1 protein-coding gene is annotated in these 1,030 nt (G+C 49.9%); it reads right to left on the minus strand.

Translation table 11 applies throughout. The annotated features are described in order from the left end of the window. Window positions 1-1,030, minus strand: a 1,030-nt coding sequence (locus tag CX651_RS19760) for a flagellin (RefSeq protein WP_101057804.1), incomplete at both ends; no start/stop codon positions are given.

Genomic DNA, 1,030 nt, shown 5'->3' on the forward strand with positions numbered 1-1,030 from the left:
GACAGGGCCACCTGAGGCAACTGGTTCGCCTGGGCCAGCATCGCAGAGGAAGTCTGGGACAAAATCTGCTGCTTGGTCATGGTGGCAGTTTCCTTGGCGAAGTCCACATCCTGAATACGGCTGCGGGCGTCAGACACGTTGGTGGCAATACTGTTCAGGTTGTTGATGGTAAAGCTCATCCGGTTTTGTACCGCACCCAAATCAGCACGTTGGTTATCAATCATCGCAATCGCACCATCGATAACGCTGATAGCTGACTGGGCACCATCGGCGGTCGAAATATCCACGTTTTCCACTGTATCCAAGCTAGACACTGTCACATCGGTCAGTTCAGATATATCTGCAGCTCCATCATCACTCAGACTAAAAGCCGAATTGGATGCAAAGCTCAACACCCCATTGGCAGTGCCACCACCTGCTGTTGTTGCATCAAAGTCAGTTGAATCAGCTGTGCCACCTATTACACCGTTTAACTCTATTGCTTCTGAACCGCCGCCCCCGGTAAATGCTGCAGCGCCAAAGTCCATATTTGCGCCATCATCCTTGGTGATCTGCACTTTACCATCAACTAGATTTGCACTCACTCCTGTGGTGGATGTCTGGGAGTTGATTTGATCGATAATATCCTGTTGGTCTGCTGCCCCGGTAATCGTGGCCCCGCCTATCGACCAATCCAAAGTACCGCCATCGAAAGTCAATGCAGACAATTCGATAGTATTAGAGGCTGTGGCTGTTACACCGGTGGTACTGCTGACATCGTTAAATTTTTTCGCAAGACTGGCCGCATCGTCTGTGGCTGTGACTGCAATATCTTTGGAATTGCCACTGACACTATTAGTGATGGTCCAATCACCCGCAGTATAAACCGCTGTAGCATTATCGACCAAACCTGCAACCCCTGCGGGTGTTCCTGCTGTTTGCGCTATTTTACTGGAACCAATTGAAGCTGCATCTGTGCTACGCAGCGAAACACTGATTGTTTCATTCGCATTGGCGCCTACTTGGAATACCTGACTGCCATAGCTACCAT

Origin of the sequence: Shewanella chilikensis (assembly GCF_002836945.1) — a bacterium.
GTDB classification, from domain to species: domain Bacteria; phylum Pseudomonadota; class Gammaproteobacteria; order Enterobacterales; family Shewanellaceae; genus Shewanella; species Shewanella chilikensis.